This window comes from Helicobacter pylori NQ4053 (assembly GCF_000274605.1).
Classification (GTDB): domain Bacteria; phylum Campylobacterota; class Campylobacteria; order Campylobacterales; family Helicobacteraceae; genus Helicobacter; species Helicobacter pylori_CV.
On record NZ_AKNV01000006.1, the window covers coordinates 185,116 to 207,290 of the forward strand.

General features: G+C 41.3%; 16 protein-coding genes and 5 tRNA genes. 1 reads left to right on the forward strand and 20 read right to left on the reverse strand.

Annotation, left to right across the window (positions count from 1 at the left end):
- Positions 1–569 precede the first annotated feature (569 nt).
- From fusA to AYS37_RS06095, 17 genes are all read right to left on the reverse strand, one after another.
- Positions 570–2,648 (reverse strand): elongation factor G, encoded by a 2,079-nt coding sequence (gene fusA / locus AYS37_RS06015; RefSeq protein ID WP_000101825.1) that lies wholly within the window; start codon positions 2,646–2,648, stop codon positions 570–572.
- Between the two features lie 11 nt (positions 2,649–2,659).
- Positions 2,660–3,127: a 30S ribosomal protein S7 gene (gene rpsG / locus AYS37_RS06020; RefSeq protein ID WP_001254357.1), complete on the reverse strand. Its 468-nt coding sequence runs from the start codon at positions 3,125–3,127 to the stop codon at positions 2,660–2,662.
- A gap of 15 nt (positions 3,128–3,142) precedes the next feature.
- Positions 3,143–3,550: a 30S ribosomal protein S12 gene (gene rpsL / locus AYS37_RS06025; RefSeq protein WP_001142321.1), complete on the reverse strand. Its 408-nt coding sequence runs from the start codon at positions 3,548–3,550 to the stop codon at positions 3,143–3,145.
- A gap of 88 nt (positions 3,551–3,638) precedes the next feature.
- The gene (locus AYS37_RS06030; protein ID WP_000037788.1) at positions 3,639–12,311 is read right to left on the reverse strand and encodes a DNA-directed RNA polymerase subunit beta/beta'; all 8,673 of its coding nucleotides are present in this window, start codon (positions 12,309–12,311) and stop codon (positions 3,639–3,641) included.
- 222 nt (positions 12,312–12,533) lie between these two features.
- On the reverse strand, positions 12,534–12,911 hold the full coding sequence (rplL, locus tag AYS37_RS06035) for a 50S ribosomal protein L7/L12 (protein ID WP_001018219.1): 378 nt from the start codon (positions 12,909–12,911) through the stop codon (positions 12,534–12,536).
- A 47-nt stretch (positions 12,912–12,958) separates the two neighbouring features.
- Entirely contained in the window at positions 12,959–13,453 is a 495-nt protein-coding gene (rplJ, locus tag AYS37_RS06040; protein ID WP_001171774.1) for a 50S ribosomal protein L10, read from the reverse strand.
- Between the two features lie 110 nt (positions 13,454–13,563).
- Positions 13,564–14,268 (reverse strand): 50S ribosomal protein L1, encoded by a 705-nt coding sequence (rplA, locus tag AYS37_RS06045; RefSeq protein ID WP_001085840.1) that lies wholly within the window; start codon positions 14,266–14,268, stop codon positions 13,564–13,566.
- Positions 14,269–14,312: 44 nt separating this feature from the next.
- Entirely contained in the window at positions 14,313–14,738 is a 426-nt protein-coding gene (gene rplK / locus AYS37_RS06050; RefSeq protein WP_001085997.1) for a 50S ribosomal protein L11, read from the reverse strand.
- Positions 14,739–14,759: 21 nt separating this feature from the next.
- The gene (gene nusG / locus AYS37_RS06055) at positions 14,760–15,287 is read right to left on the reverse strand and encodes a transcription termination/antitermination protein NusG (RefSeq protein ID WP_001874720.1); all 528 of its coding nucleotides are present in this window, start codon (positions 15,285–15,287) and stop codon (positions 14,760–14,762) included.
- Positions 15,288–15,316: 29 nt separating this feature from the next.
- On the reverse strand, positions 15,317–15,496 hold the full coding sequence (secE, locus tag AYS37_RS06060) for a preprotein translocase subunit SecE (protein ID WP_000362123.1): 180 nt from the start codon (positions 15,494–15,496) through the stop codon (positions 15,317–15,319).
- Positions 15,497–15,638: 142 nt separating this feature from the next.
- Positions 15,639–15,714 (reverse strand) — tRNA-Trp (locus AYS37_RS06065).
- 39 nt (positions 15,715–15,753) lie between these two features.
- Positions 15,754–15,912: a 50S ribosomal protein L33 gene (gene rpmG, locus AYS37_RS06070; RefSeq protein WP_000865159.1), complete on the reverse strand. Its 159-nt coding sequence runs from the start codon at positions 15,910–15,912 to the stop codon at positions 15,754–15,756.
- 33 nt (positions 15,913–15,945) lie between these two features.
- A complete protein-coding gene (tuf, locus tag AYS37_RS06075; RefSeq protein WP_001040574.1) occupies positions 15,946–17,145 on the reverse strand; it encodes an elongation factor Tu in 1,200 nt (399 codons plus the stop codon).
- A 126-nt stretch (positions 17,146–17,271) separates the two neighbouring features.
- A tRNA-Thr gene (locus AYS37_RS06080) sits at positions 17,272–17,346 on the reverse strand.
- 30 nt (positions 17,347–17,376) lie between these two features.
- Positions 17,377–17,453, reverse strand: a tRNA-Gly gene (locus tag AYS37_RS06085).
- A gap of 16 nt (positions 17,454–17,469) precedes the next feature.
- Positions 17,470–17,554 (reverse strand) — tRNA-Tyr (locus AYS37_RS06090).
- Between the two features lie 27 nt (positions 17,555–17,581).
- Positions 17,582–17,658, reverse strand: a tRNA-Thr gene (locus tag AYS37_RS06095).
- Positions 17,659–17,848: 190 nt separating this feature from the next.
- On the opposite strand from AYS37_RS06095, the gene AYS37_RS06100 reads away from it, so the two are divergent.
- Positions 17,849–19,585: an ABC transporter ATP-binding protein/permease gene (locus AYS37_RS06100; protein ID WP_001074883.1), complete on the forward strand. Its 1,737-nt coding sequence runs from the start codon at positions 17,849–17,851 to the stop codon at positions 19,583–19,585.
- A gap of 10 nt (positions 19,586–19,595) precedes the next feature.
- On the opposite strand, the gene AYS37_RS06105 is transcribed toward AYS37_RS06100, so the two are convergent.
- The 3 genes from AYS37_RS06105 to AYS37_RS06115 all read right to left on the reverse strand — a co-directional run bounded on the left by AYS37_RS06105 (position 19,596) and on the right by AYS37_RS06115 (position 22,137).
- On the reverse strand, positions 19,596–20,264 hold the full coding sequence (locus tag AYS37_RS06105; RefSeq protein ID WP_000242385.1) for an HAD family hydrolase: 669 nt from the start codon (positions 20,262–20,264) through the stop codon (positions 19,596–19,598).
- Positions 20,265–20,452: 188 nt separating this feature from the next.
- Positions 20,453–21,442, reverse strand: coding sequence for a DNA adenine methylase (locus tag AYS37_RS06110; protein WP_001106556.1), 990 nt, complete (start codon positions 21,440–21,442; stop codon positions 20,453–20,455).
- A gap of 8 nt (positions 21,443–21,450) precedes the next feature.
- Complete coding sequence (locus AYS37_RS06115) at positions 21,451–22,137, reverse strand: HNH endonuclease (protein ID WP_001043203.1); 687 nt, start codon at positions 22,135–22,137, stop codon at positions 21,451–21,453.
- Positions 22,138–22,175: the final 38 nt, after the last annotated feature.

The following is a 22,175-nucleotide window of genomic DNA, read 5'->3' on the forward strand; positions in this document are numbered from 1 at the left end:
AATAGAATGCTTTAGTTAGGAAGCTCCTTGCTTTAGCAAGGGGTGGTTTCACAATTGCATTGGCTCTTTTAAAAGAGATTGAGCGTTATTTTCTGTTTGTTAGTGTGTTTTTATCCCCCTAACAAACTTTTTAAGGCATTTTAACAAGGCTTTGTTTTAATAAAAAATTGATTATAAAAATTTGAAAAATACCAAAAAGCGTTTTTTAAGATTGAATACAAAAGAGCTTGTCGTTAGTCAAGCGGAATTTCCTATAATGCGATCTTATGGGTGTTAGGGGGAAAAGTTATTTCAAAATACCCCCTATCCCCTTAAGAAAACGAATTCCACCATGAAATAAAATCTAAAACGATTAAACAAAATAACCAAAACCCCATTTTTTAAAAATTAAAAAGTTTTAGTTACTCCTTATTTGATGAGAACAAAGCTAAAAAGCAATTTTATAGCAAATTAAAATGAAGAAAGACTCATTAAGGGGATAAACCACCTAAAAAGTCTTTTTAACCCAAAAGAGAAAAAGTTTAAATAGCACCTACAACGCCCTCTCACAAGAGAGCGTTATTGCAAAATCAACCTTTGCGTTTTTCCACGATTTCCTTAGCGATATTGCTAGGCACTTCGCCATAGTGGTCAAACTCCATAGAGTAAGTCCCACGCCCCTGAGTCGCTGAACGCAAATCCGTGGAATAGCCAAACATTTCCACCAACGGCACGAAAGCGTTCACGATTTTCAAACCTAATCTATCGTCCATAGAATTGATTTGCCCTCTTCTTCTGTTTAAATCGCCAATCACATCACCCATGTATTCTTCAGGGACTTCCACTTCCACTTTCATCATAGGCTCTAGTAAAACCGGGTTAGCCGCACGACTCGCTTCTTTAAACGCCATAGATCCAGCGATTTTAAACGCCATTTCTGAAGAATCCACATCATGGTAGCTCCCATCATAAAGGGTAACTTTAAAATCCACCACCGGATAGCCCGCCAAAACGCCGTTTTGCATCGCTTCTTGGATACCCTTATCCACCGCAGGGATATATTCTTTAGGGATCACGCCCCCAGAAATTTCATTCACAAATTCATACCCACTGCCAGGCTCTTTAGGTTCAAGCTTGATAAACACATGCCCGTATTGCCCACGACCACCGCTTTGCTTAGCGTATTTATGCTCTTTGCTCACGCTGGAACGGATAGTCTCTCTAAAGGCGACTTGCGGCTGACCGATTTCAGCTTCCACCTTAAATTCTCTTTTCAACCTATCCACGATGATTTCTAGGTGCAATTCACCCATACCGCCAATGAGGGTTTGCCCGGTTTCTTCTTGAGTCATCACCCTAAAGCTTGGATCTTCTTCAGCGAGCTTGCCTAACGCTACGCCCATTTTTTCTTGGTCTGCTTTCGTTTTAGGCTCCACAGCGATGTGAATGACCGGCTCAGGAAATTCCATTCTCTCTAAAACCACCGCATTTTTTTCATCGCAAAGCGTGTCCCCGGTTAGCGTGTCTTTTAAGCCCACAAACGCGCAAATCTCGCCCGCATAAACTTCTTTAATGTCTTCCCTCTTATTGGAGTGCATTTTAAGGAGTCTTCCCACACGCTCTTTTTTGTCTTTGGTGGAGTTATACACATAGCTACCGGATTCTAGCTTGCCGCGATACACGCGCACAAAAGTGAGTTGGCCCACAAAAGGATCCGTCATGATTTTAAACGCCAAACCGGCAAACTCGCCATCATCGCTGGATTTCACAAAAACTTCTTCTTCGGTTTTTGGATCAATCCCCTTAATATCCACAACCTCTGTGGGTGCTGGCAAGTAATCAATGACCGCGTCTAATAAAGTCTGTACGCCTTTATTTTTAAAAGAAGAACCACAAAGCATGGGGACAAGGCTCATGTTCAAACAACCTGTTTTAATGCCTTTTTTGATTTCTTCAATACTTAATTCTTCACCACCCAAATACTTTTCCATTAAGGCTTCATCTTGCTCGGCTACGGCTTCTACAAGCTTTTCTCGGTATTGTTTAGCCTTTTCTAACAAATCGCTAGGGATTTCTTCCACATCGTATTTGGCTCCCATGGTTTCATTATTCCAAACAATCGCTTTCATTTGGACTAAATCAATCACGCCAATGAAAGTGTCTTCAGCCCCAATAGGGATATTAATAGGCACAGGATTAGCTTTCAAGCGAAGCTTAATCTGGTTTTCTACATTGTAGAAATTCGCCCCAATCCTATCCATTTTATTGACAAAAACAATCCTAGGCACGCCGTATTTATTCGCTTGACGCCACACGGTCTCGCTTTGAGGCTGAACGCCCCCCACCGAGCAAAACACCGAAACCGCGCCATCCAGCACGCGCATGGATCGTTCCACTTCAATAGTGAAATCCACATGCCCTGGGGTGTCAATCAAATTGATTTGGTGATCCTTCCAAAAACAAGTCGTTGCCGCAGAAGTGATAGTGATCCCTCTTTCTTTTTCTTGCTCCATCCAATCCATTGTCGCCGCGCCGTCATGCACTTCGCCAATCTTATGGCTCACGCCTGTATAGAATAAAATCCTTTCAGAAGTGGTGGTCTTCCCGGCATCAATGTGAGCGGCGATACCGATATTTCTGATCCTGTTTAATGGGGTTTTTCTAGCCATTCTAACTCCAATTACCAGCGGTAGTGCGCGAACGCTTTATTCGCTTCTGCCATTTTATGCACATCTTCTTTTTTCTTAAAAGCCGCACCCTTATCGCTAGCCGCATCCATAAGTTCGTTAGCCAATCTATCCACCATCATTCTTTCATTGCGTTTTCTGGTCGCTTCTAAAATCCAACGGATAGATAGCGACTGTTGGCGACTCGCTCTCACTTCTACCGGCACTTGATAGGTAGCCCCACCCACTCTTCTGCTGCGCACCTCCACTAAAGGACGCACTCTTTCTAGGGCTTTTTCAAACACTTCAATCCCTTTTTCACCGCTTTTTTCTTCAATCTTATTAAAAGCTTTGTAGATGATTTTTTCCGCTACACTTTTTTTGCCATCGAACATCATCTTATTGATAAACTTGGTAACCACTTTGTTCCCATAAACAGGATCGCCCAAAACCTCCCTAACGGGTGCTTTTCTTCTTCTCATGTTTTTGTTTTCCTCTTATTTTTTCTTGTTGTCTGTTGCTTTCTTGTCGGTCGCTTTAGCTTTTTTAGTCCCATATTTAGAGCGTGAAACCGTTCTTTTATTGACCCCTGCAGTGTCTAAAGCACCACGAACGATATGGTATTTCACACCGGGTAAATCCTTAACCCTACCCCCACGCACTAACACAATGGAGTGTTCTTGCAAGTTATGCCCTTCACCAGGGATATAACTGATCACTTCAAATTTACTGGTCAAACGAACCTTAGCGACCTTTCTTAAAGCCGAGTTAGGCTTTTTAGGAGTAGTCGTATAAACTCTAGTACAAACCCCTCTTCTTTGAGGGCATTCCACTAATGCAGGTGATTTCGTTTTTTTAACCACCTTTTTCCTTTCTTTTCTAATCAACTGATTGATAGTAGGCACTATTTTTCCTTATTCTAAAAATTTAAAACTAAAAGTTCCCCCATTTTACCCTAATTTTTCTTTTAAAAATCTTAACCGATTTTTTATATCAAAATTTAGGGTCATCTTCAAGCACTCTCAGCACGATTTTTTTATTCTTATACATGCCTGTTCCCACAGGGATCATCCTCCCCAACACCACATTTTCTTTCAAATCCTCTAAAAAGTCTTTTTTCATGGCGATACTGGCTTCTGTTAAAACTTTAGTCGTTTCTTGGAAAGAGGCCGCTGAAATGATGCTATCGCTCCCAATAGCCGCTCTAGTGATCCCTAAAAGCACCGGTTCAGCGATCGCTGGCTCGCCTTTTAAAGCGATCACACGAGCGTTTTCTTCTTTGAAGAGTTTTTTACTGACTAAATCCCCTTCAATAAACTTGCTATCCCCGCTGTCTAAAATACGCACTTGCCTTAACATTTGAGACACAATGATTTCAATGTGTTTGTCCGCAATGCTTACCCCCTGCCTGCGATACACTTGCTGGACTTCGCTCACAATGTATTTATAAAGCTCTTTTTCGCCACTGATCCTTAAAATATCATGGCTTGAAATTACTCCGTCCGTCATCGCCTCTCCTGCATGCACAAATTCATCAGCATGCACTAGAATTTGCTTGCCTTTATCCACAAAATAATCCATGGAACGGCCATCTTTAGAGGTTACGATGATGTGTTCTTTATTGCGAATGGGTTTGCCAAAACTCACTATCCCATCCACTTCAGAAAGGATCGCCACATCTTTAGGCTTGGGTTTTCTCGCTTCAAACAATTCCGAAACCCTTGGGAGACCCCCAGTAATATCCCTGGATTTAACGGTCGCTTTAGGGATTTTCGCTAACACTTCAGCTTGCTCCACGCTAGAGCCATCACTAATAGCGATAGAAGTTTTTGGCTCTAGGAAATAACGCATCTCTTCGCCATTAGCCCCCTCTAAAAACAAGCTTGGTTTGTATCCGCTTGGAATGTAATCATTCACCACTAAGCTTGTGATACCGGTATTTTCGTCTTCTTTTTCAGCGACCGTAACCCCTGCGATAACATCCACAAAATTCACCTTACCTTTAAAGTCCGCAATGATAGGGGTGTTGTAAGGATCCCATGTGGCAATCGTTTTGAAAGTGTTAGTCGTGGGTTTAGAAATCACGCTATTAGCGCTCACTTCGCTATTATCATCAATCAAGATCTCAGAACCCCTAGCGATATAATGGCGAGCGGCTTCCCTACCATTATCATCAGCTATCACCGCAAACAAGCCTTTTTCACTCACAATATCGCCCTTTTTGATCCCATGGGTACGCTCTAAATGGTTAGCCTCTAAAACATAGTATTTGATTGCACCTTTTTCTTTGGCATACACATCTTGCGCAATAGGGTCATTATCCTTGACTAGCAATTCGCTCGCATAAGGGATGCGATTAGGCACATTCCAGCCCTCTTGGATAATATCAGCGATACTCCCTCCCTTATGCACTTTATGCCCACTAGCATAAGGCAAATACACTTTCCCCTCAATCTTACCGCCAACGCCGGCTAATTCGCTCGGTTTGACGATATCGCTTCTTCTTAAAACGAATTTAGCTTCTTGCTCGCCATTTTTCACGCTCACAACGACTTCTTCATAAACCGTTTCAATGCGTAATTCCCCATCAAAAGGCGCTTTAATCTTAGGCTCTACCACTAAAATAGAAGCGTTACGGCGGTTAGCGATAATGTTTTTACCCTCTTTGTTCGTGTAAGTCCTAAGGTTATAAAAACGCACAAAACCTTCTTTGCTCGCTACAATTTCACGCTCATCCTGGCTCCTGCTCGCTGTCCCGCCCACATGGAAAGTCCTTAAAGTGAGTTGCGTTCCAGGCTCCCCAATAGATTGTGCAGCTACCACGCCCACCGCTTCACCCGGATAGCTCATCTTGCCTTCGCCTAAATTCAAGCCATAGCATTTCGCGCACACGCCCTTTGGCGCTTTACAAGTTACTGGGGTGCGGATTGTAATGGATTTAATCCCGGCTTCAACCACCTTTTTAGCGCCCTCTTCATCAATCAAAGTGTCCGCATAAAGCAAGATTTCATTCGTAATAGGATCGATCACATCTTCTAATAAAACGCGCCCAAAAATACGCTCTTCTAAAGGCTCGATCAACTCACTCCCCACTGCAATATCCGTGATTTCAATCCCTTCATGCGTGCCGCAATCATCAGACACCACCTTGACATTTTGCGAAACATCAATGAGTTTTCTTGTCAAATACCCCGCATTGGCTGTTTTTAGTGCTGTATCCGCTAAGCCCTTTCTAGCGCCATGCGTGGAGTTAAAGTATTCTAAGACATTCAACCCCTCTTTAAAGTTAGAAATAATGGGCGTTTCAATGATACTGCCGTCCGGCTTTGTCATAAGACCCCTCATCGCTGAAAGCTGACGGATTTGTGCCGCGCTCCCCCTTGCGCCGCTATCTGCCATCATATAAATAGAGTTAAAGCCCTCTTTATCTTTTGCAATAGCGGTCATCATTTCTTTACTCATTCTGTCATTGACTTCAGTCCAAGTGTCAATGATCTTATTGTAACGCTCTTGGTCAGTGAGTAGCCCTTGATCGTATTGTTGCTGGATTTTTTTAACCTCTACTTTGGCTTTTTCCACCATTTTTTGCTTGTCTTTTGGCGTGATAATATCTTCCATAGAGATAGAAATACCAGCCTTAGTCGCATACCTAAAGCCAAGCGTTTTTAAATTATCCAAAAAGGTTGCAGTAATACCGATACCGCCGACTTTATGCACATAATCCACAAGCACGCCAATATCTTTTTTCTTCATGGGTCTGTTCCACAAATCCGTAGGGATAAAATCAGGCAAAATAGATTTAATGATCATGCGCCCCGCGCTCGTAGCGATAATATTCCCTTGATCTAAAACCCTAATCTTTGCGTGGATGTCTAATTCTTTCGTATCAATAGCGGTGATGATTTCATTCACGCTAGAAAAAAGCTTATGTTCGCCCTTGACCCCACTCTTTTCTAAAGAAAGATAATAAAGCCCTAAAACCATATCCTGGCTAGGAATGGCTACGGCTTTACCGCTAGCGGGCAGAAGGATATTCATAGAGCTTAACATCAGCACCTTGCATTCAGCGATCGCTTCCTGGCTTAAAGGCACATGCACTGCCATTTGATCCCCGTCAAAATCGGCGTTAAACGCTGAACACACTAACGGGTGCAATTGGATCGCTTTGCCGTCAATAAGCTTTGGATGGAACGCTTGAATGGATTGCTTGTGCAAGGTAGGAGCGCGGTTGAGTAGCACCGGATACCCCTCTGTGATTTCTTGCAAGCACTCCCACACTTCATTGCTTTTTTGTTCAATCATGCGTTTAGCTTGTTTGAGCGTGGTGGCATAGCCTCTCTCTTCAAGCTTGGATAACAAATGCGGTTTGAAGAGTTCTAACGCCATGTTTTTGGGCAACCCGCATTCATCCATTTTGAGATTAGGCCCAACCACAATCACGCTTCTGCCTGAAAAATCCACGCGCTTACCTAAAAGGTTTTGCCTGAAACGCCCTTGCTTGCCTTTAATGATCTCGCTGAGCGATTTTAAAGGGCGTTTGTTAGCCCCTTTAACCGCATTGGTGCTGCGGCCGTTATCAAAAAGCACATCCACGGCTTCTTGCAACATCCTTTTTTCATTGCGCACAATGATTTCTGGCGCCCCAAGCTCCATTAAGCGTTTCAAGCGTTGGTTACGATTGATGACACGACGATACAATTCATTCACATCGCTGACCGCAAACTTCCCGCCATCTAGCGCAACTAAAGGCCTTAAATCCGGTGGCAATACCGGTAAAACCGTGAGTATCATCCATTCAGGCCTGTTACCAGAATTTAAAAAGCTTTCTACCACTTTCAAACGCTTAATGAGTTTTTTCTTTTTCGCATCAGAATTAGTGTCTTTCACTTCTTCTTTCAAACTCTGCAATAAGGTGATCAAATCAATTTCTTCTAACAAATCCTTGATCGCTTCGCCACCCATTTGCGCTACAAATCCCCTATCTTCGTATCTTCGTGAGATATTTTGATACTGCTCTTCATTCAAAATATCGTATTTCATCACAAGCTTAGTGCCTTCATTGTCATAAGCGGCTTCGCCTGGCTCTTTAACGATATAAGCTTCATAATACAGCACGCGCTCTAAGTCTTTCATCTTAACGCCTAAAAGCGTGCCGATACGGCTAGGCAAGGAATTGACATACCAGATATGCGCTACAGGAGTGGCCAATTCAATATGCCCCATTCTAAAACGCCTGACTTTGGAGTGCGTGATCGCCACGCCGCATTTTTCGCATGTGCCAATGTCTTTGAAGCGAGGCTTTTTGTATTTACCGCACAAGCATTCATAATCTTTAGTGGGGCCAAAGATTTTCATGCAAAACAAGCCGTCTCGTTCAGGTTTTAGGGTGCGATAATTGATCGTTTCTGGCTTTTTAACTTCCCCATAACTCCAAGAATGGATTTTTTCAGGGCTGGCTAGAGTGAGCTGGAAAGAGCTAAAGTCTTTAGGCCTGTCATCTTCTTTAATGACAATGGGTTTAGGCGCTCCGTCTTCATCCACATCGTCCCCAAAAATATTAATATCCAAAGCGAGCGATTGCAATTCTTTAGTCAAAACATAGAAAGTCTCAGGGATTTCACTCTCGCCCACTTGCTCACCTTTAGCGATAGCCCTATAAGCGTTCTCTCTGCCTCTAATATCATCGGATTTAATGGTAAGCATTTCTTTTAGAGTGTGCGCTGCACCATAAGCTTCTAGCGCCCACACTTCCATTTCCCCAAACCTTTGACCCCCAAAGAGCGCTTTGCCCCCAACAGGCTGGTGCGTTACTAAGCTATAAGGGCCTGTGCTTCTGGCATGGACTTTTTCATCCACTAAGTGGTGGAGTTTGATCATATACATATAGCCCACATTCACGCGCTCCCTCATTTTCTCGCCTGTGCGCCCATCATACAGATCCATTTTGCCATCCATAGCAATCTTAGCTAATTCAAATAGCTTATAAAATTTTTCTTGCGAGATGCCTTCAAACACAGGGATAGCCATCTTAACGCCCTTGCTCCAATCTTTAGCGTATTCCAAAAGTTCTTCATCAGAACAACTCTCAAGCGCATGGATTGTCAAAGGGTCTTTTTCATTAATAGCGTTAGCGATTTCTAGCATTTTAGCGCGCAATTCTTTGGCAAAATCTTTGGTTTTATCCTCTAGCATGCGAGCGATTTGTTTCCCAAACTCTTTCCCCACTAAGCCTAAATGCATTTCTAAAATCTGCCCAATATTCATGCGGCTTGGCACACCCAAAGGGTTTAAGACAATATCCACAGGCTCGCCATCAGCGGTATAAGGCATATCCGCAACCGGCACGATATTAGACACAATCCCTTTATTCCCATGCCTTCCTGCCATTTTATCGCCCACTTTAAGCTTTCGTTTTGTAGCGATATAGAGCTTGACTTTTTTGATCACGCCATTAGGCAAAATATCATCTTTTTCTAAAATAGAAAGCTTTTCTTCATGCTCTTCACCCAAAACTTTCTTTTGCTCTAAGAAATTGTTTTTAGTGATTTCATAGTGGTTTTGCACTTCTTTAGAATACTTTTTGACTAAACTAGCCAAAGTGAAGCGGTTGATTGAAGCGATTTCTTCTTTAGGGATTTGATCGCCTTCTTTATAATCCTTACCATTGTGGCTGAAAGGCTCTTCTAAAATCGCTTGAGAAAGGAGCGAACTAACGCGCAACAATTCTTCTCTATTGAGCATGGTCAAGCGGTCAAAATGCTCCATATCAAGCTTGGCTTTTTCTTCTTCATACGCGCTCAAAACTCGCGCGTCTTTCTCATAACCTTTTTTAGTGAAGACTTTCACATCAATCACCGTGCCTTCCAAACTGGGGGGGCAATACAAACTCTTATTGACCACATGCCCGGCTTTATCCCCAAAAATAGCCCTTAAAAGCCGCTCTTCAGGCGTGCTTTTAATCTCGCCTTTAGGAGAAGTCTTGCCCACTAAAATCATGCCAGCACTCACATAAGTGCCGACTTTAACGATCCCGCTTTCATCAAGATGAGCGAGCGCTTCTTCTTTCACATCAGGAATATCAGCGGTAAATTCTTCCACGCCATGCTTAAGCTCCCTAGCGTCCACTTCTTTTTCATAAATGTGGGTGGAAGTGAAAACATCGTCTTTAGTGATGCGCTCACTCACCACGATGGCGTCTTCAAAGTTATAGCCATTCCAAGGCATGAACGCCACGCGCACATTTTTCCCCAACGCTAACTCGCCCCTATCCATGCTAGGGCCATCAGCGATGATTTGCCCGGCTTCTACTTTATCGCCCACCTTAACGATAGGGACTTGATTGAAACTGGTGTTTTGGTTGGTGCGTAAGTTTTTTTGCAAAGAATACGCATCAATATAGGCTTCTTCTTTGCCTTCGCCTAAAATATAAATATTTTTAGAATCAATTTTTTCTACAACGCCTGCGCGATTAGCCTTGATCGCTCCCCAAGAATCCCTAGCGATAATTTTTTCAATCCCTGTGCCTACAATGGGGGCGTCGCTTCTTAATAAGGGCACCGCTTGGCGCTGCATGTTAGTCCCCATTAAAGCGCGGTTGGCGTCATCATGCTCTAAGAAAGGAATGAGCGATGCGGCGACCCCTACTAGCATGCTAGAGCTTAAATCCATTAAGGTAACTTTGCTTTTTTCGTTTAAAACGATTTCGCCTTCCACACGCGTTTCAATCAAATCGCCCAAAATATTACCCCCTTCATCAATAGGGGTGCTTGCGGGAGCGATGATGTGGCTGTCTTCTTGAATAGCGGTCAAATAAATCGTCTCACCCACGACCTTGCCATCCACAACCTTTTTATAAGGGGCTTCAATAAAGCCTAAATCATTCACTCTTGTGAAAGTGGAAAGGGTGTTGATCAGACCGATATTTTGACCTTCTGGGGTCTCAATGGGACAAATTCGGCCATAATGCGTGGGGTGCACATCCCTGGCTTCAAACCCCACCCTGTCTTTCACCAATCCCCCTTCACCGAGCGCTGAAAGACGTCGTTTGTGCGTAACCTCACTCAAAGGGTTAGTTTGATCCATGAATTGCGAGAGCTGACCGCCCATGAAAAATTCCATGATCGTGCTAGTGATCATTTTAGAATTGACTAAATCATGGGGCATGAGCGAATCAAAAGCCCCGCTCATGGTAGTGAGCTTGTCTTTAATGGTCTTTTGCATTTTCACTAAGCCTGAATGCAATTCATTGGCCAACAATTCCCCTACCGCTCTGATCCTACGATTGCCTAAGTGGTCCCTGTCATCAATCTTGCCCTGATTGTTTTTGATTTTCATGAGGTATTTAACGGTGGTGATAATATCTTCATGCGTTAAAGTCGTGATGTAATCAGGCACATGCAAGCCTAACTTGTGATTCATTTTCATGCGGCCCACCATGGTCAAATCATAGCGTTCTGGATCAAAGAAAAGTTTTTTGACAAACTGCTTAGCCACTTCAGTCGTAACAGGATCGCCTGGTTTCATAACCTTATGGATACGAATCGCCGCTAGAGCGTTTTCATCATCAATTTTTTCAGTTTGCTTGAGCAATTTCAAAGACTCATAATCGGCCAAAAAAGAATGGATAATGGAAGCGTCATGCCCTAACGCTAGATCGTTGATGATCACAAATTCTTGCACGCCTAAATCGTGGATTTTTTCTAATCTGTTTTTATCTAGCTGAGTGAGCATGTCCAATAAGACTTCTTTCCCCACCATAACAGGCTCAGCTAAATGACGATTGAGTAAAATATCCATAGGGTATTCCACCCATTCTAAATGGTTTTCTTTAAGCTCTTTAATCTTCCTTGAAGTGAGCTTTTTGCCCGCTAAAAGGATAATCTTGCCTTGCGGGTCTTTCAAGTCAAATTCCATTCTTTGATTGGCGTCTAGTGAAGCAAACGGGATCAAATATTTATCGTTTTCATAACGCACTTTCACAAGCGGGTAGAACATTTTGATGATGTCTTGTTTTTGATAATCCATCGCCCTGAATAAAATAGTAACAGGCACTTTACGGCGTTTGTTGATACGAGCGTATAAAACATCTTTAGAATCGTATTCAAAATACAGCCACGAACCCCTATCAGGGATGATTTGCCCTGTGTAAATGAGCTTGTTTAAAGAAGTGCTGGATTCTTCTTCTTTGAAAATCACACCGGGGCTTCTGTGGAGTTGATTGACCACCACACGCTCCACCCCATTGATAATAAATGAAGTGCGTTCTGTCATCAAAGGGATCTCACGAATGAAAATGCTTTGTTCTTTAATATCCTTGATGCCGTTCTTTTCGCCACTTTTGGTATCTTTTTCCCACAAGATTAAGCGCACTTTAATTTTGAGGGGGATAGAGTAGGTAATGCCTCTCTCCATCGCTTCTCTAACAGTGTATTTAGACTTGCCAAATTCGCAACCTGCGTATTCTAAAGTGATGCGGTTATGCTCATCTTGGATAGGGAAAATGGATTTAAAAACCTTTTCAATCCCGCTCTCTTTGCCATCTTTGGAATACAAGAAAGAATCATAGCTGTCTCGTTGCAATAATAATAAATTAGGAACTTCTAAATCTGTCGGGGTTTTTGTAAAATCAGCTCTCAAGCGGTTTTTTAGGGGAATTTTTTTTGACATATTTCAAGCCTTTGATCAAAAATTTTGAGTTATTTAATGCATTAATTCAAGTAAGCATTGCAAAAGGATCTTTAAACTTTAGAACCATCCATGATAAAAATACCAAAACCCACCTGCAATACTAACCACTTTAGGCCACACGCTCACAAACAAAATCATGGAGCAAAATCATCTGCCACACTAGATCAGAGAAAGGCACAAAGGCCTTTCTGTTTTTAAGTCTTACTTGACTTCAACCTTAGCGCCTACTTCTTCAAGTTTCTTCTTGATGGTTTCAGCTTCTTCTTTATTCACGCCCTCTTTAAGCACATGAGGGGTTTTTTCGGTAGCGTCTTTAGCTTCTTTCAGGCCAAGTCCAGTGATTTCACGAACCACTTTAATCACCTTGATTTTTTCAGCACCGCTATCAGCCAAAATCACATTAAATTCGGTTTTTTCTTCGCTCTCAGCCGCTGCACCGCCAGCTACAGCCGCACCCGCTACGACCGTTGGAGTCGCACTCACGCCAAATTTTTCCTCAAACATTTTAACCAATTCAGCAAGCTCTAAAACGCTCAATGAACCAATATACTCTAACACTTCTTCTTTTGAAATTGCCATAATCCAATCCTTCAAATTTTTTTTTAAATTAAAGCCATCACAGGCTCTTAGTTTTCTTCTTTCGCTTTACGCAAATTGTCTAAACCGGTCACAAAATAACGCGCCGGAGCCGTCCAAACAGAAAGCAACATTCCCATAAGCTCTTCTTTGCTTGGGAGTTTTGAAACCGCTTCCACATGAGCTACGCTAACGCTTTCTTTATCAAACAAGCCCGCTTTCAACACAAAGTGATCTTTATGCTCTTTTTGGAAATCAAACACGAGTTTAGAGAGAGCGATTTGATCACCGCCCCACAAAAACACATTGGTTTCTTTCAAATCCAAATCAGAATAGCCGGCCTCTTTCATGGCAATATGAGCGAGAGTGTTCTTAATCACTTGCACTTTAATGCCTTGATTGCGAGCCTTATTCCTTAAAGCTTCCAACTTTTTCACGCTAAGACCCTTATAATCGCAAATTAAAAGGGCTTTGGCATCTACAAATTGCGACTTTAAGTTAGCGACTAGCTCTACTTTATGCTGCCTTTGATGTTGTTTTTGCATCTTTTCCTCCTTTCTAGACTAGACCTCTGCAAGATTATCTTTTTAAAAAAGAAATTTTAAGCTTTTTAGCTCTTACGATCTTCAGCCTAAGATTAAAAACTCCCCTAACGCTATTTAATATCCATCAATTCCTGCACGTCCAAACTCACTGAAGGCGACATGGTGAGCGAGAGAGCGGCGTTTCTAATATACTTGCCTTTCGCACTACTGGGTTTTAGGCGGTTGATCGTTTTAACCAACTCAAGCATGTTTTCTTTGATTTTTTCCTCAGGAAAACTCGCCTTACCAATAGGGGCATGAACATTGCCCTTTTTATCCACCCTGAAATTCACTTGACCGCTTTTAGCGTTACTAACCGCTTTAGCAATATCCATCGTAACGGTTCCGGTTTTGGGGTTTGGCATCAAACCTTTAGGGCCTAAAATCCTACCCACTTTACCGACAACTGCCATCATATCAGGCGTTGCGATCACCATGTCAAAATCAATACGGCCGTTTTTGATTTCTTCAGCCAAATCGTCTCCGCCAACGACATCAGCCCCAGCGTTCTTGGCTTCATCTTGCTTGATGTCTTTTGCAAAAACAGCCACTCTTACTTTTTTCCCTGTTCCATGAGGAAGCACCACCGCACCGCGCACCATTTGATCCGCATGCCTTGGATCAACCCCTAGCCTTAACGCTACTTCCACGGTTTCATCAAATTTGGCTGAAGCGAGAGATTTAACCACCTCTACGCCTTGCTCTACGCCATACGCTTTATCGTTTTGAATTTTAGAAAAAAGTTTTTCCAATCTTTTAAATACTTTTTTTGCCACGATTCTAATCCTTAAAAATTTCTTTCAATTCCAACAAAACCCAATCAATCCACAACTTCTACGCCCATGCTCCTAGCGCTGCCCATAACGATTTTTTTGGCCGCTTCCATGGTGCTTGTGTTTAAATCTTCCATTTTCAATTGTGCAATCTCTTCCACTTGCTTGTGGGTGAGCTTTGCAATTTTATTTTTGAGCGGATTGTCAGAACCTTTTTCAACCCCAGAAGCTTTTTTGATCAAATCCGTTACCGGAGGCTTTTTAGTGATAAAGGTAAAACTTTTGTCTTGATAAACCGTGATAATCACCGGGATATTAAAACTCCCCATGTCTTTAGTTCTCTCATTAAAAGCCTTACAAAATTCCATGATATTAACCCCTCTTTGACCCAACGCTGGCCCTACTGGAGGTGAAGGGTTTGCCTTACCGGCAGGGATTTGAAGTTTGATTTCTCCGACTACTTTTTTAGCCATGTTTTCTCCTTACTTAAAAAGTTATATAATTTTTTCCACTTGCGAATGCAAAATCTCTATTGGAGTGTTCCTGCCAAAAATAGAAACATTGAGCTTGAGCTTGCGGTGTTCCACATCATACTCTTCCACCGTAGCGGTAAAGTTCGCAAAAGGGCCTTCCACCACACGCACCACTTCGCCTTGCTCAAAAAAGATTTTTGGCTTGGGGGCTGCTCGGTTATTCATTTTTTCTAAAATATGCCCAATATCCGCTTCACTCAATGGGGTTGGCTTTTTATTTTCTCCAATAAAACGGCTCACTCTTGGCAAAGATTGTATCTTATGCCACAAAACCGTATCTAAATCCACCTTAATAAAAACATATCCAGGATAAAGGCTTCGTTCCGTTACTTTCGTCTTGCTTTTTTTGGAAACCTCTATAATATCTTCAGTAGGCACAATGATCTCTTGTATCCTATCTCTTATATTATGATCGTCCGCTAGATTCTCAATCGCTTTCTTAACGGACTGCTCGCTCCCTGAATAAGTTTGTATAGCATACCAATCCATCATTATTCTCCTTATTTAAAGCCACCAACCTATAAAACACTAGAGATAAAAGCCCCCAGAGAAAAATCCAACAAAGCTAAAAACAGCGTGATAGCACTCACCACCACCAAAACAGAAACAAGCGCATTGCGTATCTGCTCCTTAATAGGAAATATCACTTTAGAAAGCTCTTCTCTAGCTAATTTATATTGCATGAGCCATTTATCCATAGTTTCTTTTCGCCCTCACTTAAACTTAATACATTTATACATTAAAAGAATTTTCAATTTTATCCAAAATAGCTTAAACTAAAATTAAAAAATTCAAAAACAATCCAATTGAAACAAAAATTTGATAGAATAAATTAGTAGATGGCAGGCCAGGAGGGACTCGAACCCCCAACAACCGGTTTTGGAGACCGACGCTCTACCATTGGAGCTACTGACCTAATCTCCCCTCCTTTTCAATCACAACACAAAAGAAAGAACTAGCTCTTCAATTTGATTTCTTTATGAAGAGTGTGTTTGTTTTCCCTTGGGCAGAACTTCTTAAGCTCCAGTTTTTCAGTGTTAGTTTTAGCGTTCTTGGTTGTGCTGTAATTGATGTCTTCACAATCAGAACACTTCAACCCTATTTTAACTTTCATAATGACCCTTTATGGTAACTCTTTTTGCTAATATTATTCAATAATATTGCTCACAACACCAGCACCAACGGTCCTACCGCCTTCACGAATCGCAAATTTAGTTCCCAACTCTAACGCAACAGGGCTAATCAATTCTACAGTGATTTTCACATTATCGCCAGGCATAACCATTTCTACGCCTTCAGGAAGGGTGATAGAGCCAGTCACATCAGTCGTGCGCACATAGAACTGCGGGCGGTAGTTGGTGAAGAACGGAGTGTGTCTCCCGCCTTCTTCTTTAGAAAGGACATAAATTTCTCCCTCAAATTTCTTGTGCGGAGTGATAGAACCTGGTTTGCATAGAACCATACCGCGTTCTACTTCTTCTTTTTTAGTTCCTCTCAAAAGCACGCCCACATTATCGCCGGCTTCACCTTTTTCCAACTCTTTCCTAAACATTTCTACACCGGTTACAGTCGTTTTTTGTGTAGGTCTGATACCAACGATTTCCACTTCATCGCCTACTTTCACCACGCCTCTTTCAATCCTGCCTGTAACCACAGTCCCTCTACCCGCAATAGAGAACACATCTTCAACCGGCATCAAGAAAGTTTTTTCAGTGTCTCTTTCTGGAGTAGGGATATAGGCATCCACTTCAGCCATGAGCTTAAGCACTTTTTCACCCCATTCACCCACATTACCAGCCTTTGCTTCTTCTAAAGCTCTCAAAGCTGAACCCGCTATGATAGGAGTGTCATCGCCAGGGAATTCATACGCGCTCAACAATTCGCGCACTTCCATTTCCACAAGCTCTAACAATTCTTGGTCATCTACCATGTCTTGTTTGTTTAAGAAAACAACAATGTGAGGCACGCCTACTTGACGAGACAATAAGATATGCTCTCTGGTTTGAGGCATAGGACCATCAGCTGCAGAAACAACCAAAATCGCTCCGTCCATTTGCGCCGCACCGGTGATCATGTTTTTTACATAGTCAGCGTGTCCTGGGCAATCCACATGCGCATAGTGTCTGTTTTCAGTCTCATATTCAATGTGAGAAGTAGCGATAGTGATCCCTCTTTCTTTTTCTTCAGGGGCGTTATCAATATTATCATAGTCTTTCATTTCTGCAAGACCTTTCAAAGAAAGCACCGCTGAAATCGCTGCACTCAAAGTCGTTTTGCCATGGTCTACATGCCCAATGGTTCCAATATTAACATGCGGCTTAGTTCTGTTAAACTTTTCTTTTGCCATTTGTATTTCTCCTTAATTTTTTGAAATGGATTTTAGAATTATACTAAACAAAATCCTAAGTATTCCTAAATGCTACCACAAAATTTAAGACATTTTTGTCTTATCGCCATTCAAGAGATTATAAACTGGAGCCTATAAGCGGAATTGAACCGCCGACCTCTTCCTTACCAAGGAAGTGCTCTGCCTCTGAGCTATATAGGCGTCTCAAAAACTAAAACGTTGTCCTAAAAATGGAGCGGGAAACGGGACTCGAACCCGCGACCCTCAGCTTGGAAGGCTGATGCTCTAGCCAACTGAGCTATTCCCGCATCTATAAAACAAACATGGTGGTGAGACGTGGATTCGAACCACGGAAGACATAGTCAGCAGATTTACAGTCTGCCCTCGTTGGCCACTTGAGTATCTCACCAAAAACTTTGCAAAATAACATTTTAACTGGAGCTGGCTAAGGGACTTGAACCCCCGACCTGCTGCTTACAAGGCAGCTGCTCTACCAAACTGAGCTAAGCCAGCGACTAAATTAAATAACCAAAGATTTGGGATTATAGCAGTTTTATACTTAATTTGTCAAGAAATGATGACAGAAAGCTAAATTATTCGTATGGCACAGAGCATGGTTAAAATTTTAGCTATAATCTAGCTCAATTTGGCTTAACACAGCTCAAACTTATTACATATAAAAGAATTTATGGACACTTAAATTATGGCGAAAAAAAAACATAAAATTCCTACTTTAAAATATTTTTTACGTTCTTTAAAGCAAATCTATAGGCTCATCACTTTCAAGGAAAAAATGATTTTTTTCCTGCTTGTGCTGATGGCGGTTTTTTCTTCTTTTGTGGAAGTGATGTCCCTAACTCTTCTGATGCCTTTTATCACTCTCGCTTCCGATCCTAGCAGGGCTTTAGACGATAAAGATTGGAAAATGGTCTATGATTTTTTCCATTTTTCATCTCCCGTTCGTCTCATGTATTTCTTTAGTTTCTGTTTGGTGGGGATTTATTTGTTTAGGATGTTTTATGGGGTGTTTTTTACCTATTTAAGAGGGCGTTTTTCAAACAAGAAGGCTTATCAAATCAAACAACAACTCTTCTTGCAACACATCAAAAACAACTATTTATCGCACCTCAACCACAACCTGGATTCTTTAAGAGACATTATCAACAATAAAGCGGAGGGCATGTTTATGAGCTTTAACGCTTTTTTGAGTTTATTGACCGAGATAACCGTGATCGTTTTTTTCTATTCCACGCTCATATTGACCAATTGGAAAATAACGCTCGTTTTTACCACGATTCTCGCCTTACAAATTTTTTTTATTGTCAAAAAAGTTACCGTCCTTATCAAAAAAAAGGGTGAGATGGCCGCCAAATCCAAAGCGCAAACGCTTAAAGTCTTTTCAAAATTTTTCAGCAATTTTAAGATTACTAAACTCAAAGACAACCACGAAGAAGCCCACAAACTTTTTGGAGAAAATAGCCGTAAAGCCCATGACACTGAGATCATTTACTCCACTTTGCAAGTGGTCCCCAGGTATTCAATAGAAACCGTGGGCTTTAGTTTGTTGATTTTAGCGGTCGCTTACATCTTATTCAAATACGGCGAAGCTAGAATGGTGCTCCCTACCATTTCTATGTATGCCCTAGCGCTTTATCGCATACTCCCTTCTGTGACTGGAGTGATCAACTATTATAATGAAATCGCTTACAACCAGCTTGCGACCAATGTTGTTTTTAAAAGCCTTTCTAAAACCATCGTTGAAGAGGATTTAGTCCCTTTAAACTTTAATGAAAAAATCACTCTCCAAAACATTTCATTCGCTTACAAGTCAAAACACCCGGTTCTAAAGAATTTCAACCTCACCATTCAAAAAGGTCAAAAAATCGCTCTCATAGGCCATAGCGGGTGCGGGAAATCCACGCTGGCGGATATTATTATGGGGCTTACCTACCCTAAAAGTGGGGAAATTTTTATTGACAACACCCTTTTAACCAAAGAAAATATACGATCATGGCGTAAAAAAATAGGCTATATCCCCCAAAATATTTACCTTTTTGATGGCACTGTGGGGGATAATATCGCTTTTGGGAGCGCGATTGATGAAAAACGCTTGATTAAGGTGTGTAAAATGGCTCATATCTATGATTTTTTATGCGAGCATGAGGGCCTTAAAACCCAAGTGGGCGAAGGGGGTGCTAAGCTTAGTGGCGGTCAAAAACAGCGCATAGGCATCGCAAGAGCCTTATACGATAACCCAGAAATTTTGGTTTTAGATGAAGCCACTTCAGCCCTAGACAATGAGACCGAGAGTAAAATCATGGATGAAATCTATCAAATCGCTAAAAATAAAACCCTAATCGTTATCGCCCACCGCTTAAGCACGATTGAACGCTGTGAAGTCATCATTGACATGAGCCAACACAAAGACAATCTCGGCTAATCAGTTGGCTTTACTCTTGCTTGAAGTTTTGCAAATCAAACCCCTTAAAGCTCTCCAAATACTTCCCTTGATAGCCATCTTGCCCCACTAAATTTTTCAAAACCTTGCTGTTGTAACCCAAAAACGCCACTTTATTAGCCTTAGCGCTTTCATAATCATTGACGCTATCGCCTATCATTAGCATGCGGCTTGGGTCATAGGCGTATTTTTGAATGATATTAGCAATGATTTTGGGTTTATTGGGCGGACTCCCTTCAACGCTCTTAAAATACTTAATGATCCCTAAAAACTCGCACAACACTTGCAATTCGCCATGCAAAGCCGCTGAAGCGATATGGAAAATATAATTTTGATAATGCTTATCAATAAACGCCATCACTTCGCTGTTCAAATGCCCCCTATCAAAAAGCTTCTGTTCTATAATAGTGCCAAACTCTAGGGCTAATTCCTCTATTTCTTCTTGAGCGATAGGGGTTTTTAAAATCTCATTATAAAAGTATTGGATCTTTTCATTCCTTGAAATCCCCCCACTTTGATAGTGATAAACTTCAAATTGTTTCAAACCCTCTTTACTATCGTTGCCATGCTTTTGAAACAACGCCTTAAACCCTTCATATTTTAAATGCATGCTGTCAAAAATCACGCCATCAAAATCCCATAAAACCACTTCAAGCACCATGATTTCCCCTTTTTTATAGGCTTATTTTAGCTTCATTTTACCTTATTTAAGCGATCATTTTTGCCATCATTCAAGTGTTTGGATTGGTTTTAATCAAATACCGCCCGCTAAAGCCTTATTTAAAAACTCTAACGCTCTTTAGATTTTTAACTTAAAGCCCCTTTTTAAAGGTTGGGTTATTTTGACTCTTATTTGATAAGAACATGCAAACACTCTTTGGTGTGCGCAGCTTTATGGGTGCGTTTGTTATCTGCTTTAAAACGCATGTAGGTTTTGGTCATTAAGGAGTAAGCGCCGTATTTTTTTAAAATATTTTTAATCTCTGTCTCGCTCATAAGCCCTTCATTGTTATAGCTTAAAAAAATATATTTGAATCGCGCTTTTTTGATCAAGTTTTCAAAAGCGTTTAAGATTTGAGAACGAGAGCAAAACGATGATTTCTGGTAACTGGGCAAGCCGGTTTTGCCTTTTGGAGCAAAGGGCGTATAAATAGCAATCGTGTTCAATAAATGGTAATTCGCCCCGTATTGCCTCGCATTATAAGGAGGGTCTAAATACAAAATATCCCCTGAAATCTTTCCGATCAACTCGCTAGAATCTTGCTGATACACTTCATTAGCGTTTAAACTCACATCAAAATGAGCGCCTTTTAAGATGAGTTCTTTTTGAGCGCTTTTTTTAAGGCGTTTTAAAAAAGCCCCATAAACTGAAGCGGTGTTAGCCACCTTGTCTGCGCTCTCTAATAGCGATGCGAGCAAAAAATAATACGCGCAATTATCAATGTTTTGAGAAAGCTTAAGCTCTTCAATTTTTAAACGCATCGCATCAATTTTTTGAGCGTTTGTTTCGCTAAAATACTGCCTTGAACCCCCCCCTAAAGAATAATGCGAATAGATAAAGCCTTTTTTTAAAGCAACGCTATTAATCTCACTAATAAGCTCTTCTTGATTAGGGATTTCTTGAATGTTGCCGATATAATTTTGATTCAAAACAAAGCTGTAATATTCCAAATCATTAGCGATGATTTTATGGACAATCTTTTTAAACGCGCGCCCCACAATGCCCGTCCCAGCGAATAGATCACAAAAAATCGCACCAGAGAGATCATTGCCCACAACCGCATGGATATTTTCTTTAATAAAGGGAATGAGCTTGTATTTAGAGCCGATGTAGTTCATTGCAACCGCTACAAAGTAGTTTTTTGATGGTATCCAATTTGATACCTCTCATCATAACCTTTTTGATACCCTTCATTGTATATCCTATCATTACAAGTTTTCCTGTATTGTATGGGGTCATATTGATAACAGCCCACACAACCATCATATTCAGCCTCCCCCTCATAGAAAGAATAATAATTGCCAGGAATTTTTGTTGCATCAAATCTATAGCCAGTCTCTTTGCATTTTTTACAAATCTGGCGTTTCTTATCATTGCAAGCTTTACACAAAGCCTGAAAATCATCAAAAGTCTGTGTATTTAAATCAGAAACTCTTGGATCATTTTTGCGGCCATCTTTATGATCCACTTCTATTTGAGTGTTTTCAGAGTTGCCACGCGCACCGCACATCGCGCAACATTGTTGCTTATAGTGATTTTTAATGTCTTGACGGATATTTTGGTTAAAAACGCATTCGGTATTATAGCCATTCAAGCGTATTCTATCAATAGGGTTTCCCAGAGTTTGCCCTTTATCAAACTCCAAATTAAATTTTTTAGCCAAAGATGAGTTATCCCTGCACCAACTCCCCCCGTTACCTAGCTGCAATCCTTGATATTTTCCTACAAATTCTCTAATGCTTACCCAACGACTCACCCCATTTTCATCAGGTTGTGCGAGTTCCAAAAATAACTCTTTTTTACTTTTATTCATCTTTAAAATTCTCTCTATAAAATTTCATCAATTCTAAT

What these genes read in the sequence shown, in the direction of transcription:
- nusG (WP_001874720.1), bottom strand. Translation starts at nt 15,287, where the DNA reads ATGGATTGGTATGCTATACAAACTTATTCAGGGAGCGAGCAGTCCGTT.
- AYS37_RS06115 (WP_001043203.1), bottom strand. Translation starts at nt 22,137, where the DNA reads ATGAATAAAAGTAAAAAAGAGTTATTTTTGGAACTCGCACAACCTGAT.
- AYS37_RS06110 (WP_001106556.1), bottom strand. Translation starts at nt 21,442, where the DNA reads ATGAACTACATCGGCTCTAAATACAAGCTCATTCCCTTTATTAAAGAA.
- rplK (WP_001085997.1), bottom strand. Translation starts at nt 14,738, where the DNA reads ATGGCTAAAAAAGTAGTCGGAGAAATCAAACTTCAAATCCCTGCCGGT.
- rpmG (WP_000865159.1), bottom strand. Translation starts at nt 15,912, where the DNA reads ATGAAAGTTAAAATAGGGTTGAAGTGTTCTGATTGTGAAGACATCAAT.
- rpsG (WP_001254357.1), bottom strand. Translation starts at nt 3,127, where the DNA reads ATGAGAAGAAGAAAAGCACCCGTTAGGGAGGTTTTGGGCGATCCTGTT.
- tuf (WP_001040574.1), bottom strand. Translation starts at nt 17,145, where the DNA reads ATGGCAAAAGAAAAGTTTAACAGAACTAAGCCGCATGTTAATATTGGA.
- AYS37_RS06105 (WP_000242385.1), bottom strand. Translation starts at nt 20,264, where the DNA reads ATGGTGCTTGAAGTGGTTTTATGGGATTTTGATGGCGTGATTTTTGAC.
- secE (WP_000362123.1), bottom strand. Translation starts at nt 15,496, where the DNA reads ATGGATAAATGGCTCATGCAATATAAATTAGCTAGAGAAGAGCTTTCT.
- AYS37_RS06030 (WP_000037788.1), bottom strand. Translation starts at nt 12,311, where the DNA reads ATGTCAAAAAAAATTCCCCTAAAAAACCGCTTGAGAGCTGATTTTACA.
- rplL (WP_001018219.1), bottom strand. Translation starts at nt 12,911, where the DNA reads ATGGCAATTTCAAAAGAAGAAGTGTTAGAGTATATTGGTTCATTGAGC.
- AYS37_RS06100 (WP_001074883.1), top strand. Translation starts at nt 17,849, where the DNA reads ATGGCGAAAAAAAAACATAAAATTCCTACTTTAAAATATTTTTTACGT.
- rplJ (WP_001171774.1), bottom strand. Translation starts at nt 13,453, where the DNA reads ATGCAAAAACAACATCAAAGGCAGCATAAAGTAGAGCTAGTCGCTAAC.
- fusA (WP_000101825.1), bottom strand. Translation starts at nt 2,648, where the DNA reads ATGGCTAGAAAAACCCCATTAAACAGGATCAGAAATATCGGTATCGCC.